Genomic DNA, 15,803 nt, shown 5'->3' with positions numbered 1-15,803 from the left:
AATCACAAATTAGACACAGTCTCCACTAGCGGATAGCTATATCGGGCTATGTTCACCAGTCTTCCTTTTATTTACACTAAGACTGCATTTAGATTAAAATGCATTCCTGCCAATTCAACAGATATTTTGAGGAATGTTGCAACCATAGGATCTAGTTTTATCTCCTCATTGAATTGGTAAAGATAGAGTATAAATACGCTCTCACTTTTAGGAGGTGAACAATGGCACTAAATAGAGGGTACCCCCTTTCGGGAGGTTTAAAATTAGTAATTGTATTTTTAACTATCTGTGTATTGTTATGCCTGGGCTTTAAAAATGTGGCGGGTGCCGAAACAAATGCGGAGGCTATCCCGCTGCAGCCCATTATTGATTCGGCTACTATCGGAGAGACCCTCACATTGGCTCCGGGAACTTATCTGGGACCTGTCCGCATTGACAAAAGACTTGTCATAACCGGAAACGGCGAGGCTACGATCCTGAATACTTCTCCAGATGGACAGGTTGCTGTTCTAATTCGGGCAGATGATGTACAACTGGAGAATCTGAATATTCAGCAGAATAACGGCGGAGAAGCCGCTGCGGTGAGGGTTGAGGCTGATAGGGTTAAACTGAATGGGCTCGCCATTCATACAGCAGGCTTTGGAATTGTGCTCCGTGAAGCTAACGGCGGAGTGATTACAACGAACAAGATACGCTGGTTTATTCCTAAAGGAGAAGCCCCGGGAACAAGAGGAAATGGTATTGACCTGTATAACGCTCACGGGACTGAAATTAGAGAGAATGAGATCTCTTATCTGCGGGATGGGATCTATCTGGAAAACAGCCGCAACACTGTGGTAGATCAGAACAAGCTATCTTATCTGCGCTACGGTGTGCATTGTATGTACATAAATGGATCGAGGGTCACTAATAATACCGGCGAATATAACATAACCGGCGCAATGGTGATGGGAGTAACAGATGTGGTTGTATCCGGAAATTCCTTTCGCAAGCAAAGCCAGAATGTTCACTCTCAAGGGATACTGCTCTATGATGTCCGGACTTCAAGTGTGGTGAACAACGTGGTAGAGGGAAACCGTGTAGGGATTTATATGCAGCGATCTTCGGATAACGTCCTGCAGAATAACCTTGTTCTCAGGAACTATATCGGCATTCAATTTGAGGATGCGGAGGGCAACCGCTTTCAGCGTAACGGCTTTGTTGCGAATGTGATTGAAGCACAGGCAACAGGCAGTAAAGATAACGAGCTAAACGGTAATTACTGGGACTCATTTGAAGGACTGGACCTTACAGGTGACGGGATCAGTGATCTTCGTTATGCGATCAATCCTTTCTATCAGCAATTAGTGTCTGATAATGCAGCCTATCAGTTATTTTTTCAGTCACCGGGTATGACATTTTTAAGTGATATGTATACAAGCGGGAAGGCACAGTGGTCTGCTGATCCGGCACCTTTGATGCAACTGGAAGTGGGTGCGGTCACTCAAGGTCAAGCAGGCGGAGGTCAAGGAACGGTAATGGTGGCAGGCTGGCTGCTAATGTTTTTGTCGGTCATTACAATAATATATCTGGGGGTATTGAGGTTATGAAAAAATGGAGCGTAGCATTAATGGTAGTCATAAGTCTGGTAATCCTGGCTGCTTGCGGGCAGAAGAAATATGAGCCGGTAGCGATCAATGAAGAAACGGATATCTGTGTAATCTGTAACATGCAGGTTAAGGATGATGCATTCGCCACACAGCTGACAACCAAGGATGGGAAGAATTATAAGTTTGATGACATCGGTTGTATGAACGAGTGGAAGGAACAGAACGGAACAGAGAATATTGGTATGGATTACGTGCGTGACTATAACGACAAAGAGTGGGTTGAGTATAGCAAGGCCAGCTATGTGTATGATGAATCTCTGCGCACGCCGATGGCTTATGGTGTAGTCAGCTTTAAGGATAAGGCAGCAGCTGAAGCATTTGTGGAAGAGCAAGGTGTGGGAGCAGTTCTGACGGCCGGAGATCTGTCTTCCCATGAATGGAAGCAAAACACAGATATGATGAACATGGATATGCATGGCGGGGAAGGTCATATGGATGAGCATATGTCTGAGGAAGATGCAGATTCAAAAGAAATGGATATGTAAGCATGGGCGACATCCTGCAAATAGCACGCAGAGAACTCAAAATGGGCTTCCGGAACCCCTGGGCATATTCCTTCTTGACCTTATTCTGCGCGTTTAGCCTTGGTTTACTGCTGATTAATGCGCAAAATGTCGTGGAGGGCTACACTGCCGTCACAGGTTCCATGCTAAGCCTGATTCTTTATCTTTTACCGCTGATGACTTTGTTTCTGGGCTCATTCTCACTGACATCAGAAAAGGAGGACGGCAGCTGGCAGCTGCTGTCCACTTATCCCATGGGTACATTATCCTTTGTCTTAGGCAAATATATAGGGCTGGCAGCTGTGCTGCTTATTATTGTAGCGTTTGGTTACGGACTCATGGGGCTGATCAGCGGCTTTCTCGGTACGGCCTTTGATTCAAGTACTTATTTTTTGTTTCTGGCATTTTCGGCGGGGCTTGTACTGCTGTTTCTGACTATCGCCCTGTTTATAGGCTCATTGTCACGCAACCGCTGGCAAGCGTTGACTGTCTCTGTGGCGGTATGGTTCTTCCTGGTAATCGGCTGGCCGACTTTTCTGATTGCCGGTTTGGGGCTGCTGCCGTATCTCTGGATCAAACCATTGCTTATTATCTTAACGATCCTCAACCCGGCAGAGCTTGTACGGCTGTTTGTTGTGGTCAAGCTGGGTGGAGGCTCCGTGCTGGGACCTGAATATTATCAATGGGTTGAATGGATTAGCAGGCCAAATGGCAGTATGCTGTTTCTCGGGGTCTGTCTGGTCTGGATCGCACTCTCCCTTCTTTCGGTCTACGTGCTATGGGAAAGGGGGCGTTCCCGTGGATAACCCGTTAGTTCAAGTGAAAGGAATATCCAAGGTTATTAAAAAGCAGACGCTTGTAGATGAAATCAGTTTTCAGATTTCTAACGGCAGCATTCTTGCGCTATGTGGAGGCAATGGGGCGGGTAAAAGCACTGTTCTGCGGCTGATCGCCGGTATTCTCCAGCCGACAACAGGTGAAGTATCGGTGAGCGGGCTTTACTGGAGCAAGTCACGCAAGCCGTTTTCGATGCAAATCGGGTATATGCCGGATGATTTTCAGTTTAATCATGGCTTATCGGCAGAAGAGACACTCACGTTCTGGGCAGCCCTAAGGAAGATTCCTAAACGCAAAGAACGGGTTGAGGAAGTGCTTACTCTGGTCGGGCTTCAGGATAAGCGCAACAGTCTGGTGAATACCTTCTCCAAAGGGATGCGCCAGCGTGTCCTGTTCGCTCAAGCGCTGCTGGCTAAACCGCCGCTGCTGATTATGGATGAGCCGACGAATGGGCTTGATCCGTTCTGGATGAATGAATTTGTAAAGCTGCTTCAAGGAATCAGGGAAGAGGGGCATACCGTTATTTTTTCTACACATCAGTTGGAAATTGCCGATAAGGTTGCTGACCAGATCGTATTCTTAAGCCAGGGAAGAAATGTAGGATCAGGTACAACGGAAGAGTTCCGGACAAAACATGGTTCATTATATGAGGCCTTTAACCACAGTTTGGGGCTGCAATGAGGATGCGCAAAATTGTAACCTGGCTGGTTGTTGTTGCAGCAGTGGCGGCCATCGTATGGGTATACTTTCAGCATTCGAACAAAGCTCCAGCTGAAAGAATTGCAGCAGGTGCTCCTGCCCCTGTGTTTGAAGCAACTTCATTAACCGGAGAAAAGGTAAACTTGGCTGATTACAAGGGTAAAGTGGTTCTGCTCAACTTCTGGGCTACCTGGTGCAAGCCGTGTATGCAGGAAATGCCGCTGCTAAGTGAAATCCATAAATCGTCGGATATGCAGATTGAAACCTTATTTATTAATGTTGGTGAGTCCAAAGGGACAGTGTCTGAATATATGGAGGAGCAGCAATTTTCTTTTCCTGTAGTGATTGATGTTACCGGCAAAATATCTGCGTTGTATGGCGTCACTGCACTTCCTTCTACCTACATCATTAATACCAAGGGTGAGATACAGAAGATTATTTTTGGTGAAATTCAGGATTTCAACGAACTGCAGCAATGGCTTGAGGATGCCGGGAAATCCTGATACCTTTTCAATCCTAAGATGGCTACTAAAGCTATCTTTTTTTTATAATTACTTATCATCGATTGCATCATATATTTGATCAATAGAGGAAGCAGAGTAAAAAACAAAGTGCAGGTCTATTCAACGGGCAGGATAGTTTAATCACTTCGCGAATACTTCAGGTATGGAGCCTCTGCGAAGTTCGTAGACAAGTAGGATTTGCGCCATTACTGATAAATATCAAAGAAAATTTTAAGGAGATAATTTATGAAAGGTAAGATGCTCTTATTATTTTTTATAGCGATGCTGTTTTCAGCTTGTCAAAATATTAATCAGTCGACTACCTTGAACAGCGAAACGAAATCAATAAGAACAGAATCGAAAGAAATAACTGAAGATCAATCAGAAACAAGTAATAATGAAGTGTTATCCATGAGTATTGGGACCTATGATTTGACTGGGGAATTTTATGAGGAAATGCTCCGAAATCCTATAGACCATGACTATGAAGTGGAATTTAATGATTTTCATAATTCTGAAGAGTTTACAACATTTGGATGGAGGGCGTTGGTAAGCAAATATTCAGAGGATTGGGATAAAGAGTTGAATCACATATATAACATGCTTCTTTCTAAGTTGGATGGAGAACCAAAAGAAGCACTAATTAAATCGCAAAGAGAATGGTTAAAGTATCACTTGAGGGAAACAGAATTTGTAGAGAAGACATTTATTAATAACGGTTACCTTGGAACACAAGGATCAGTAAGCCTAGACACGGTTAGAATGGAGAGAATCAGGGAAAGAACAATGCAATTATTGGAATATCGTTATTTGTTAGATGGTGAAGTTGAGTTTTTATACCAAGGTTGAACAGCCTTTAAAGGAGGTTCTAACGAAATGGTCTGCGTAGGACATTAAGAAGCAGACTGTAATGTATAGCCAGTAAAAGAAGTCTAAGGGATCATAGAAATAGGATATGACTATAATTTATGCGGAGATGATTCAGTGTTCAAATATAATGTATGTTTTCTGAAAAGTTATGACCGGATATTAATGTTGAATCGTGAAAAGCCCCCAATTATGGGGGTGTGGAACGGCGTCGGTGGTAAATATGAAGCAGGTGAAACACCGGATGAGGGTGCGATTCGTGAAGTGTTTGAAGAAACGGGTATCAAAGTAAACAAGTATTACTCAAAAGCTCTAATTAAGTGGAATAAGGATGGTGGAGAAAAGGATGGATTATATGTGTACTTATTCGAAGTAGACTCGAAATTGGGAAATACACCACTAAAAAAAACTAGAGAAGGAATTCTCGATTGGAAGAAAATCGATTGGATCATGAATCCAGGCAACTTAGGGATTGCTGAAATGGTCGTTCAGTACTTACCTGTTTTGTTAGAAAAAGAAAGTGATCATCTATTCGAGTATAAAGAAGGTATAGTAAAGCAAATAAAAGGAGGAATGGGAACGAAATGAAGTTCGATCTTCGTGAATTGGCGTTGTTTGCAGAACAGGCTGTAACAAAAGCGGGTAACAGGATTTCCGAACTGCGCAGCCAGGAAAAAGTTGAAGTGAATTACAAGGATGCGGGTGAGCTGGTCACATCTGCTGACTTGCTGTCGGAAAGAATCCTTCAAGAAGCCATAATGGGGACATTTCAAGGTCATCGAATTCTTTCGGAGGAAGATGGAGTACATAGCTGGGATCAGTTCAAGTTCGACGGTCCGGTTTGGGTAATGGATCCCTTAGATGGAACCGTTAATTTTTCCCGGAATCTGCCGCATTACGGTGTTTCATTGGCTTTTGCCCTTGATGGTGTAGTGCTCGCAGGAGCCGTGTATGCCCCGGATTTGAACTGTACTTATGTTGGAATTAAAGGGGAAGGCTCTTATTGCAATGGGGAACGTTTACAAATCCGTAAATGTACTTCACTATTAGATGCCATCATCGGCACAGGTTTTCCGCATGATCCAGCAAAAGTCCAGCCGGCCATTGAAAGAGTGAACCGGCTCCGAAGAAGCTGCCGTGACATTAGGCGTTTTGCCGCACCGACAGTAGACATTTGTTATGTGGCATCCGGAAAATTAGATGCCCATACGGAAAGTCTTTCACCGTGGGATGTAGCCGCTGCAGGCTTGATTGCACGTGAGGCGGGAGCCATGAGCTGCCATGTACATGCGGTGCCAGACGGCATCCCTAATGAACTCTATGGTGAAGAGGTCGTATTCACGACACCTGGGATCTTCGATGATCTCTTGACATTATTGCGGATGGAATCTGAGTAATGCTGCCAATTTTTGAACTAACAGGAAACGATAAACCAATGAAATTACGCAAGCAGCCGATCATGTCGACCGGTTGCTTTTGTTCATCTGACAGGCAGTTTAGTTGAACAAGATTAGTGAAGGTTGGATCATTGAACTAACGTTTCCCGTTAGTCGAACAAGACGCATTCTTTTACTACACAACAGTATTATAATTCTCGATGGAGAACATGTATTAAGCTAACGGGCAGTTTAGTCGAATAAGATGAGTAGAGGTTTTATGTCGTATTTGACACAAACAGTGCACTAGTAAATTCAAAGAGAGTTCGTTTTAAGGGTTCCAATAAAAAACAACAGTTGCCTTAACTGGCTGGATAACTCGTCCCTACAAATTTTTCGATTTTAGTGAAGGTATATTTCCTATGCAGTGGTTCCAGTTGTAAGAAATTCTGTTAAATTGAAATTGAATATTTCGGGCTCCTCAATAAACGGGAGGTGACCACAATTCTGCATCACTATTATTGTTGATTTATTTAATTTAGTCTGAAGGATGTTGGATGTCTCTCTATTAAATGGGTGATCAAGTTCGCCAATGAGAATTAGGACTGGTTGATATAGCTTCTCTAATCGGTTGATGGCATATAGATTGGAGCCGCGCGAAAGACCTGGATAAAAACGGCAGAAGTTAACAGGTTTTCGAACGTTAGCAACAGTTTTTTGTAAAGCCTGTTCTTTTTTAGAAGCAGGAAAATAATATTGCCAAAATGGATTATTTATAAATGTTTCGATTGCTCTCTCATGACCCCTCAATCGTACCTGAAAATGCTGTTTAATTCCCTGCCATAGCATACTTACAGGATAGTTACGGCCGCTGATAGAGGGTGCTGCTAAGATGATGCGGTTAACACGCCCTGGATAGGCCAATGTAAAATCAATAGCAACGCTGCCTCCCATGGAAGAGCCAACTAAGTTTACTTTTTCCAGTCCGAGCGTATCAATGAGCAACTTAAGATCCTCCACATTAGAGAATAAACTTCGAGGAGTGGAAGAAAGCCCATAGCCACGTAAATCATAGCTAATAACGTGATTGTTAGCCGAAAATGCACTTATTTGCTCTTCCCATATCTGATGATCATTAAAATTACCATGGATAAATACGATCGGTTCGCCTACGCCGTAGCTTTTATAGAACAGGACTCCGTCAATAACATCAATGTAGCCTTCATTCAAAGTAACATCAGCTCCTTTTATAGTAAGTCTGACTTATGTAAATTGTCTTCAATAATGGAGCGCAGTACCTCGGAGACGGAATAATCCCCTTTGCCACAGCAACGGTCTATTTCATCCCAGTATTCTTCTGGTAAGGTTAGAGAGATTTTACGAGTAACGCCTATGGGCTTGCGGCCAGCGCCAACACGAGCTCCACCGTGTTTTTTTGAGAGCTCACAGTTACTTGTTGTTAATTTGTTTTCTATCATAATTCATCACCTGATTTCATCATTACACATACTATTTTCAAGGTCAATTTCTACTACCTAATTCAACTTCTAATGATGCTTGATGTTTTAATGTGATGAAACTAACCTGCCTTTTATTTGTTTTGAGGACCTCGGTAGTCTAATGCTTTATATCCTTTTTGAAAGGATTGATTCCGTTGGATGATGCGTAGTACGAAGATATTGTGCAATAAATTAAAGCGTGCTTATTCAACTACAGGGAAACGATAGCTCAATACAGACAGAAGCAGCCGGCTTGAGGATGGCTGCTTCTCGTTAAGTTAACAGGCAGGATCGCTTAATAAGAGGGTATTGAATATTACAAATAAGGTGGGATAGAAGTGCGAATGTATGCTCTACTTGAGGAGCAAGTGGGTGAAGTTAGAAAAGTTATGGTTTATGAATCTGAGAGTGGTGCGTATGTCTTTTTGTTTAATACACAGGAAGATAAGAGTTGTATTGCTGACTTATGGTTTGAAACACTCGGTGATGCTGTCGAGCATTGCCTTCAAGAATTCAATGTCAAACAGGAACAGTGGCTTGTTATCAATGACCCTAAAGAAGGGAATCACGATGTTATTCATTAAATTTTAAAAATGCCATTAAACTAACTGGAAACGTTAGCTCAATAAAGATATGAAGGCAGCCAATCAACCTGATTGGCTGCTTTAACTTGTGCCGTGCGCCGTTGTCAGGCCGCCCTAAACCTTAAATCTGGCTTCGTTCAAAGCACCAGAAGAGCAAACTGTGCTTCTCGTAACGGCTGCTTACTAGTGTGATAGGTTTCTTTCTAATAGTTCACCTACTTTTTCTGCCATTTCTTGTGTGGAATAAGGCATGCCGTTTTTTATCCACCATTCAACTACACCGACAAAAGCATTTGCTACGAATTCAGCAACTACATCTGCGCTCTGACCAAGATTTTTACCTTTAGTTACATCCACTTCTTTCTTAAATCCTTCAATATTAAGTTGAACAAACCGATTACGAAAATACGGTGCTCCTTCACTCGCTAACATCGTAGAAAAAAATAAATAATTCCTTTCGAAATATTCCATACAGTGCATAGTCTCTTCTATCCAATCACCGTCAGGATTACAAAGGTTACCCATGTTATAGATATGCTCTTCCATAATTTTATCTAACAGATCAAATTTATCTAAGTAATGAAGATAAACGGTTGCACGATTAATATTTGCCCTGTCAGAAATATCCTGAATGGAAATGTTATTGAAATTTTTTTCAGACATTAATTCAAGAAAAGCCTTTTTAATTGCTTCTTGGGTACGTGCAACTCTTCTATCGACTTTTACCATTTTATAAACACCTTTCTTTATTGAGATAATCATCAATTTTTTTATGTTTGTCGTGTAATCAACGAATCCAGTAAAATTAACGAGTTTCATGGCTTGTTATGTTTTAATTTATAATTTAAATTATAGACACATATTGTATATACATCAATTGTAAATTAAGTTTTGCTTACAAGGGGATTATATGATGTTTTAAGGATTTTTATAATTAAGCATATCAGGAGGAATTGGGATGAAAATTGTGGTAATCGGTGGAACTGGTCATATTGGAACATATCTTGTTCCTTTATTGGTCAAGGCTGGAAATGATGTAATTAGCATTACTCGTGGACAAAGCAAGCCCTATAAGGAAGATGCAGCTTGGATAAATGTAGAACATTTAATTATTGACCGAGACAAAGAAGCCGAAGGTGAATTTGAAAAAAAAATAGCTAAATTAAATGCAGATGTTGTTGTTGATTTAATTAACTTTTCACTTGATGACACAAAACGCATGACAGAAGCTTTGAAGAATACAAATCTTTCGCACTATATTTTCTGCTCTTCTATTTGGGCGCATGGAAAGCCAACCGTTTTGCCGATAATTGAGAACCAGCCTAAATTTCCTTTAGACGAATATGGCAGACAAAAAGCAAAAAGTGAAGATTACCTACACAATCTTTACCGACAAGAGAGCTTCCCAGAAACTGTTATCATGCCAGGACAGATTTCAGGTCCAGGGTGGGTTATTATGAATCCAGTTGCTAATCATGATTATTGGATTTTTAACAAAATCCGCCGTGGAGAAGAAATAGCACTTCCGAACTTTGGTATGGAGACATTACATCATGTGCATGCAGACGATGTCGCGATGCTTTTCTTCAATGCAATTACTCATCGAAAATCAGCGTTAGGCGAGAGTTTTCATGCTGTTGGTGCAGAATCCATTACGTTACTGGGTTATGCACAAGCTATGTACCGTTATTTCGAACAGGAGGAAAAAATCAATTTTCTTCCTTGGGAAGAATGGTATAAATATACAGAAAATGAGGATTTTATCGACCGAACCTACCATCATATCGTTCGTAGCGGTTATTTTAGTATTGAAAAAGCAAAACGCCTACTTGAATACAATCCAAGATATACACTTTTGGAAACCATAGAAGAGAGTGTTGCCTATATGGTGGAACACCAATGGTTTGAACAGCAAAAGTAAAGAAAACATTAAAGTTAAATTATTATCTTATCTAAGGTAGAAGCTTATTTTATGCGCACCTCCCGACAGAGCCCGAAAACCGCCTTGTCATTCAGCAGCATGAGTCTAAATAATGCATGAAGCTAACAGGAAACGTTAGTTCAACAAAACAGTGACAGCCAAAGACTCAATTTTCTCGTTCAGAGCTGCCTTCGATTATAATTTTTGACTAACGTTCTGCCCGCCCTTACCGCACAGTTTGCGTCAAATGCGACATAAAACCTCCACTTATCTTGTAAATATCCCTGCCCTTTAATCGAACAAAAGCAGCCCATCACATGAATCGGCTGCTTTCTTGGTATTATTGAACTATCGTCCCCCGTTAGCTTGAAGACCTGTAGTCATATAAACTTCTTTTAACCGGGAGGGTCTTCGTACGGAACCATTCGGCCGCTTGCTGCACCAGCGGTGAAGAATTTAAGGGTGTAACCTTATCGATTGAAATCCAGTCATAGCCATCAGAGTCTTGTCCCTCGAATTGAACTACGGAAACACCCATTTTTTCGGCACCAATAACTTCATACAAAATTGCAATATGATGCAAGAATTCAGTCGAGTCATCCGGTAGAGTCCATAGTACAGAAAAATCACAAACGCCAATATTGTAGAGTTCTTTAACCGAGTGTCCTGTTTCTTCGCTAAATTCCCTTTTTAAGCCTTGCTCTAAGGACTCTGATCCTTCTAGCCGTCCACCAGGCAAGTCAAATTGACCCGTGTAAGGGCCTAAGCTCTTTCGAATAACTAAAATTTTCTCGTTAACTATACATATTCCGTAAACCCCTATGTGGCGATGGAACTTTTCCTTCATTATTTTGGAACAGGCGACCTGCGGTGAATCGACGGTCGGCGTACGGTGAGTCCACTGTCTTCAGCGGTGCTTCTTGTGGAATCGTGACTGGAAGGACATAATTGAAGGACATAGATTTTTAGAAGGAAAGGCGTGAAAAAGCTTGGAGTATCTGCGCAGGCAATCGTTCCGCAACAAGCTCAAAGTCGCATTTCTGGCCGTTATCCTCCTTTCGGTGCTGATGACCGGAGGGCTGTCTTACTATATTTCGGCCGCTACCCTGGAGAAGAACGCTCTGAAGCTGACGCAGGATACGGTAGTGCGGTCTGCGCAGATTGTAGATGAGAAGCTGAACAAGCTGATGCTCATTATGATGACGTTTATGATCAGCCAGCCCTTTTACGATATGCTGAAGGATGCCGCCTCCGGGGACACACAGGAATATTACACGCATTTGAACGATTTGGACAATGTGTTCTCCCAGGCGCGGATCGCCGAGCCGCTGATCCAGTCCATTTATGTGACGACCCCGATCGGGGAGTTTTACCCGTCGTCCATGAACCGCAACCGGCTTAACGCTTTTAAAGATACTTTTCTTTACGACCGGATTGAGCAGGAAAAAAAGAACATCTGGGTGGAGGGCCACGAGGATATGCTCTTCTCCGGCAAGGAGCGCGTAATCTCGCTGATTCTGGAGCCGATCTTTGACACACCGGTTAACGATGTTTACATCGTGGTGAACATCCGCGAAGACGGCTTCCGCAAGCTGGTGCAGGGAGACACCGGACAAGGGGCATCGAGCTTTTTGCTGAATACGGCGGGAGAGACGGTCTACCCCGCGAAGGACCCGCTGGTCCGGCAGGCGGTGGATGCCGGGAATTTACGGGAAATCATGGGCCGGCCGGAGGGCAGCCAATCCTTTGATCTGGACGGCAAGGCGTATTTACTGAACTATGCCAAGCTTGGGATTGCGGATTGGACGATGACGACCATCCAGTCTCAGGCCGGGGTGCTGAAGGATATGGTGTATGTTAAATGGCTCATCGCCGGGATTGCGCTGGCGGCGTTTACCGTGACCTCGCTGATTTCCGGCGCCTTTACACGCTATCTGCTGAAGCCGCTTCAGGGGCTGCTGAAGGTGATGAAGCGGGTGGAGAACAATGATCTGTCTGCCCGCTTCGAGAGCGCCAGCGGGGATGAGCTTGGACAGGTGGGCTTCCGGTTCAACCGGATGCTGGAGCAGATTGTGGTGCTGATCGACGAGGTTACAGAGGCGCAGTCGCATAAGCGGGCCGCGGAGATTAAGGCGCTGTCGGCGCAGATGGACCCGCATTTTTTGTACAATACCCTCAACACCATCTACTGGAAGCTGAATTTAAAGCAGGTCGAACCGTCGCAGAAAATGGTCCTTTCGCTCTCCCGCCTCTTCCAGCTTGGGCTGAACAACGGCCGGGAGATTACAACCCTGTCCAAAGAGCTGGAGCATGTGCGCCAGTATCTGGAGCTGCAATCCAGCTGCTACGAAGGCTTGTTCACTTATGAAATCCAGGTGCAGGGGCCGGAGCTGTCCGGGCTTTCGATTCCGCGCATCATTCTCCAGCCGCTGGTAGAGAACAGTATTCTTCACGGCTTCCGGGACCGGGAGAGCGGCGGAAGCATCGGGATCGAAATTGCCGCGGATGGGGAACGATGGACGATTTGCGTACGTGATAACGGCAGCGGTATGGAGGAGGACCAGGTGCGCGCCCTCTTTTGGCTGGAGTCGGATAAGGGCTATGCCGTGTCTAATATGATCCGGCGGCTCCAGCTGTATTACGGGGGCAGTGCGGAGTTTCAGGTCGACAGCGCACCCGAGCGCGGAACGGAAATACGGATTTCTTTACCGAAGAAAGGGGAGCATTCAGATGAGCCAGCATGAGCCGGTCAGTCTCTGCATTATCGACGATATCAAAAGCGTGGTGGACGGGCTGACCGCGATGAACTGGGAGGAGCAGGGAATTCACGTCGCGGGCGTTTCAAGCAACGGGGAAGAGGGGCTCCGGCTCATTCAGGCGCAGCGGCCGGATCTCGTCATTACCGACATCCGTATGCCGAGAATGGACGGGCTGAGCATGCTGCGGGCGGTGCTGGAAGAGAACAGGGGTTGCAAGGTGATTCTGATCAGCGGCTATGCCGATTTCGAGTATGCACAGCAGGCGGTGCAGCTGGGGGCATTTGATTTTGTGGTAAAGCCGTTTTCGCAGGAGGACATCATGTCGGCGGTGCTGCGGGCCAAGGCGGAGATTATGGAGGAGCGCTCCAAGCGCTTAAGCCTGCAGGAAATGGAGAATAAGCTGCGGGAGAGCATGCCGGTGCTGCGGCAGGAATATTTTGCGCTGCTTGTGAGCCACCGTACTACATGGGAGGAAGCTGCAGGACGGTGGGATTTTTTAAATATCAGGCTTGAACCGAGAGGCTTTGTGGTGATGCTGATTGAGATCGACCGCTTCCGGGAGCAGCTTGCCGAGCGGTCCATCCGCGAGATGGAGCTGATCCGCTTCTCCCTGCTGAACATTATGCAGGAGACGCTGGCAGACCATGCACAGAGCGTGGTTTTCCGGGCCCGTCATGACCGTTTCCTGGCCGTAATGAACGAAACAGGAACGAGCAGTCCCATAGAAATAGCTGAGCAGTGCTGCCGGAATATAGAGCAGTATACGAAATTTACGGTTTCGGTTGGAGTCGGCGGCCCGGTGGAGGAAATCAGCGAGCTGCCCGATTCCTACCGCCAGGCTCAGCGTGCGCTCTCCCATCATCTGTTCACCGAAGGGAATGCGGCAATCAAGTACGAGGATATCCAGCAGGAAGGAAGCCAGGAGCCGCTGGCGCTTGAGTATAAGGATGAGCTGCTGCTGGCCCTGCGCTCCGGGAATGCCGGGCGGACGGAGGCTATTTTGTCCGCCATATCGCAAACGCTGCAGAAGGGGATTTCCCGGCACAATCCCGATTATCTCCTTAGCCTGTACGATGAGCTGGCCGCTTCAGCGATCCGCACCTTTTACGAAATGGTGCCCTATCCGGATATTCACCCGCTGATCCAGCGTTTCCGGGCCGTGCAGGGAACCGCGGGGCTGCCGCTGGCCTCTCTGCAGCGCCAGCTGCTCGCCCTGTGCACGGATGGGGCCGAGATGGTGCGCCGCAACAGCTTGTCCGAAGGGCAGAAGGTGATCTATGAAGCTATTGATTATATCAGGAGCCGCTTGTCCAAGGATATCACGGTCGGGGAATGCGCTGCCCATGTGCATCTGAGCGCCAGCTATTTCTCCAGCCTCTTCAAACGGGTGACGGGTATGACGGTTACCCAGTTTACGACCGCGGAGCGGATCCACAAGGCAAAGCTGCTGCTGGTGGAGGGGGTACAGGTGCAGGAGGTGGCTTCAGCTGTAGGCTATGAGGAGCGCCGGTATTTCAGCGAGATGTTCAAGAAGATCACCGGCCAGACACCTTCGGAGTTCAGGGCGGGCTACCACCCGGACCGGCCGGATGGATGGGGCTAACGCTAATACTGTGCAGATTGTATAGCCGGATGGTGCTCTAAATCAGCCGTGCTGCAGAACAGTAAAAGAGATCCGCCGCCGCCGGTCTGGATCTCTTTCTACTGCCAATCATTACGAAGAAAAAGCTGTAATCGGTGCATAACCGCTATTCCCGGGAGGAGCCCTGCAAATGAACCATTCCGCTCCGCAAGGAGCCTGCGTGATTTATGCCAATTATTCCACACATCTGAAGCCCCACTCCGCCCGGTTTAGGGACGGACTGACCTTCTACCTGTTCCGTCTGCAGGCGGAGGGAAGCTGCCGTGCGCTGGTGGAGGGAAAATACGAGACGATCATCCCGGGGGACCTGCTGCTTTACCCGCCTGACCAGCCCTATGAGCTGATCGTACAGCCCAGAGGGCTGCCGAAATCGGAAACAGTGCAGCCTGTTGCAGATTATTTTTTGGCCGGCAGGGGGGAGTGGCTGGATGCCTGGTGGAACGACAGAAGCCTGCCGGCCAAAACAAATATCGGCTACGATGATACGGTCATTACCTTGTGGAAGCATATTATCGGCGAAAAGAAAAAGGTGATGCAGAACCAGGACGAAATGATGGATTACCTCCTGAGGGCGCTGTGTCTGACACTGGAGCAGGCGGTCGGCGCCGGAAAGCGAACCAAGGGATCGGATACGGCACACCAGCTCAAACGATTCATTGAAAATCATGCCCATGAGCCGCTCAGTCTGGAAAAAATAGCAGCCTCTGCGGAATTAAGCGTCTCCCGCTGCTCTTATCTGTTCAAGGCAGCCTTTGGCCAATCGTTGTTCGCCTACTGCATCGATGTCCGGTTAAAGCTTGCCGAGCAGCAGGTGCTCTACAGCAATCTGGCGCTGGAGCAGGTTGCCGAAAACACGGGGTTCCAGAGCTACGCCCATTTCTGCCGGGTGTTCCGTGAACGGTTCGGACATCCTCCAGGAGAATACCGCCGCAGGTATGGCTTTGGTTTTACTCCTGATTAAAGG

At 45.8% G+C, this 15,803-nt stretch carries 17 protein-coding genes; 13 read left to right on the top strand and 4 right to left on the bottom strand.

Features of this window, described 5'->3' with window-relative positions:
• Positions 1 to 221: 221 nt before the first annotated feature.
• From R70723_RS23055 to R70723_RS23020, 8 genes are all read left to right on the top strand, one after another.
• A complete protein-coding gene (locus R70723_RS23055) occupies positions 222 to 1,589 on the top strand; it encodes a right-handed parallel beta-helix repeat-containing protein (protein WP_081957471.1) in 1,368 nt (455 codons plus the stop codon).
• Entirely contained in the window at positions 1,586 to 2,134 is a 549-nt protein-coding gene (locus R70723_RS23050) for a nitrous oxide reductase accessory protein NosL (RefSeq protein ID WP_039875740.1), read from the top strand. Before R70723_RS23055 ends, R70723_RS23050 begins: the two co-directional genes overlap by 4 nt.
• Before the next feature lie 2 nt (positions 2,135 to 2,136).
• Positions 2,137 to 2,958: an ABC transporter permease gene (locus R70723_RS23045; RefSeq protein ID WP_039875739.1), complete on the top strand. Its 822-nt coding sequence runs from the start codon at positions 2,137 to 2,139 to the stop codon at positions 2,956 to 2,958.
• Positions 2,951 to 3,670: an ABC transporter ATP-binding protein gene (locus R70723_RS23040; protein ID WP_039875736.1), complete on the top strand. Its 720-nt coding sequence runs from the start codon at positions 2,951 to 2,953 to the stop codon at positions 3,668 to 3,670. The genes R70723_RS23045 and R70723_RS23040 overlap by 8 nt, the downstream gene beginning before the upstream one ends.
• 2 nt (positions 3,671 to 3,672) lie before the next feature.
• Complete coding sequence (locus R70723_RS23035) at positions 3,673 to 4,191, top strand: TlpA family protein disulfide reductase (protein WP_052421441.1); 519 nt, start codon at positions 3,673 to 3,675, stop codon at positions 4,189 to 4,191.
• A gap of 246 nt (positions 4,192 to 4,437) precedes the next feature.
• Positions 4,438 to 5,040: a lysozyme inhibitor LprI family protein gene (locus R70723_RS23030; protein WP_039875732.1), complete on the top strand. Its 603-nt coding sequence runs from the start codon at positions 4,438 to 4,440 to the stop codon at positions 5,038 to 5,040.
• Between the two features lie 135 nt (positions 5,041 to 5,175).
• A complete protein-coding gene (locus R70723_RS23025) occupies positions 5,176 to 5,646 on the top strand; it encodes an NUDIX hydrolase (RefSeq protein ID WP_039875730.1) in 471 nt (156 codons plus the stop codon).
• Positions 5,643 to 6,455, top strand: a complete 813-nt coding sequence (locus tag R70723_RS23020) for an inositol monophosphatase family protein (protein WP_039875727.1) — start codon at positions 5,643 to 5,645, stop codon at positions 6,453 to 6,455. Before R70723_RS23025 ends, R70723_RS23020 begins: the two co-directional genes overlap by 4 nt.
• 399 nt (positions 6,456 to 6,854) lie before the next feature.
• Here the strand turns inward: R70723_RS23020 and R70723_RS23015 are convergent, their stop codons facing one another.
• Positions 6,855 to 7,664: an alpha/beta fold hydrolase gene (locus tag R70723_RS23015; protein ID WP_039875724.1), complete on the bottom strand. Its 810-nt coding sequence runs from the start codon at positions 7,662 to 7,664 to the stop codon at positions 6,855 to 6,857.
• 17 nt (positions 7,665 to 7,681) lie between these two features.
• A complete protein-coding gene (locus tag R70723_RS33040; protein ID WP_076418359.1) occupies positions 7,682 to 7,912 on the bottom strand; it encodes a ribbon-helix-helix domain-containing protein in 231 nt (76 codons plus the stop codon).
• A 365-nt stretch (positions 7,913 to 8,277) separates the two neighbouring features.
• Between R70723_RS33040 and R70723_RS23010 the strand changes: the two genes are divergently transcribed.
• The gene (locus tag R70723_RS23010) at positions 8,278 to 8,517 is read left to right on the top strand and encodes a hypothetical protein (RefSeq protein WP_039875722.1); all 240 of its coding nucleotides are present in this window, start codon (positions 8,278 to 8,280) and stop codon (positions 8,515 to 8,517) included.
• Between the two features lie 183 nt (positions 8,518 to 8,700).
• Here R70723_RS23010 and R70723_RS23005 read toward each other — a convergent pair whose 3' ends face one another.
• Positions 8,701 to 9,246, bottom strand: a complete 546-nt coding sequence (locus R70723_RS23005; RefSeq protein ID WP_039879189.1) for a TetR-like C-terminal domain-containing protein — start codon at positions 9,244 to 9,246, stop codon at positions 8,701 to 8,703.
• Positions 9,247 to 9,475: 229 nt separating this feature from the next.
• Here R70723_RS23005 and R70723_RS23000 point away from each other — a divergent pair, with 229 nt between their 5' ends.
• Complete coding sequence (locus R70723_RS23000) at positions 9,476 to 10,438, top strand: NAD-dependent epimerase/dehydratase family protein (RefSeq protein ID WP_039875721.1); 963 nt, start codon at positions 9,476 to 9,478, stop codon at positions 10,436 to 10,438.
• Positions 10,439 to 10,799: 361 nt separating this feature from the next.
• Here R70723_RS23000 and R70723_RS22995 read toward each other — a convergent pair whose 3' ends face one another.
• Positions 10,800 to 11,285: an NUDIX hydrolase gene (locus R70723_RS22995; RefSeq protein WP_039875718.1), complete on the bottom strand. Its 486-nt coding sequence runs from the start codon at positions 11,283 to 11,285 to the stop codon at positions 10,800 to 10,802.
• Between the two features lie 142 nt (positions 11,286 to 11,427).
• Between R70723_RS22995 and R70723_RS22990 the strand changes: the two genes are divergently transcribed.
• The 3 genes from R70723_RS22990 to R70723_RS22980 all read left to right on the top strand — a co-directional run bounded on the left by R70723_RS22990 (position 11,428) and on the right by R70723_RS22980 (position 15,800).
• Complete coding sequence (locus R70723_RS22990; protein ID WP_039875717.1) at positions 11,428 to 13,182, top strand: sensor histidine kinase; 1,755 nt, start codon at positions 11,428 to 11,430, stop codon at positions 13,180 to 13,182.
• Positions 13,169 to 14,800, top strand: a complete 1,632-nt coding sequence (locus R70723_RS22985) for a response regulator (protein ID WP_039875715.1) — start codon at positions 13,169 to 13,171, stop codon at positions 14,798 to 14,800. The genes R70723_RS22990 and R70723_RS22985 overlap by 14 nt, the downstream gene beginning before the upstream one ends.
• A 169-nt stretch (positions 14,801 to 14,969) precedes the next feature.
• On the top strand, positions 14,970 to 15,800 hold the full coding sequence (locus R70723_RS22980) for an AraC family transcriptional regulator (RefSeq protein ID WP_039875712.1): 831 nt from the start codon (positions 14,970 to 14,972) through the stop codon (positions 15,798 to 15,800).
• Positions 15,801 to 15,803: the final 3 nt, after the last annotated feature.

Source organism: Paenibacillus sp. FSL R7-0273 (genome assembly GCF_000758625.1).
In the GTDB taxonomy this organism is placed as follows: domain Bacteria; phylum Bacillota; class Bacilli; order Paenibacillales; family Paenibacillaceae; genus Paenibacillus_AQ.
The sequence above is the reverse complement of the archived record's forward strand: the minus strand, read 5'-3'. Positions and strand labels throughout refer to the sequence as shown.